Annotated in this window: 1 protein-coding gene; it reads right to left on the bottom strand. The window is 54.4% G+C overall.

From position 1 onward, the window contains the following. The coding region (locus tag IVB22_RS14345) for a hypothetical protein (protein WP_247517995.1) at positions 1-915 on the bottom strand (915 nt) is incomplete at both ends.

Here is a 915-nt window from a genome sequence, read left to right on the forward strand (position 1 = left end):
CGCACCAGAAGTACCTAAAAGGGACTTGTTCCGGTCAGAGAGGGCGGTTTCCGCACCAGAAGTACCTAAAAGGGACTTGTTCCGGTCAGAGAGGGCGGTTTCCGCACCAGAAGTACCTAAAAGGGACTTGTTCCGGTCAGAGAGGGCGGTTTCCGCACCAGAAGTACCTAAAAGGGACTTGCTCCGGTCAGAGAGGGCGGTTTCCGCACCAGAAGTACCTAAAAGGGACTTGTTCCGGTCAGAGAGGGCGGTTTCCGCACCAGAAGTACCTAAAAGGGACTTGTTCCGGTCAGAGAGGGCAGTTTTCGCACCAGAAGTACCTAAAAGGGACTTGCTCGGTCCAGAGAGGGCAGTTTTCGCACCAGAAGTACCTAAAAGGGACTTGCTCGGTCCAAAGAGGGCGGTTTTCGCACCAGAAGTACCTAAAAGGGACTTGTTCCGGTCAGAGAGGGCGGTTTCCGCACCAGAAGTACCTAAAAGGGACTTGTTCCGGTCAGAGAGGGCGGTTTCCGCACCAGAAGTACCTAAAAGGGACTTGCTCCGGTCAGAGAGGGCGGTTTCCGCACCAGAAGTACCTAAAAGGGACTTGTTCCGGTCAGAGAGGGCGGTTTCCGCACCAGAAGTACCTAAAAGGGACTTGTTCCGGTCAGAGAGGGCGGTTTCCGCACCAGAAGTACCTAAAAGGGACTTGTTCCGGTCAGAGAGGGCAGTTTTCGCACCAGAAGTACCTAAAAGGGACTTGCTCGGTCCAGAGAGGGCAGTTTTCGCACCAGAAGTACCTAAAAGGGACTTGCTCGGTCCAAAGAGGGCGGTTTTCGCACCAGAAGTACCTAAAAGGGACTTGTTCCGGTCAGAGAGGGCGGTTTCCGCACCAGAAGTACCTAAAAGGGACACGTTCCGGTCAGAGAGGGCGGT

This window comes from Bradyrhizobium sp. 190 (genome assembly GCF_023073415.1).
Lineage (GTDB): Bacteria > Pseudomonadota > Alphaproteobacteria > Rhizobiales > Xanthobacteraceae > Bradyrhizobium.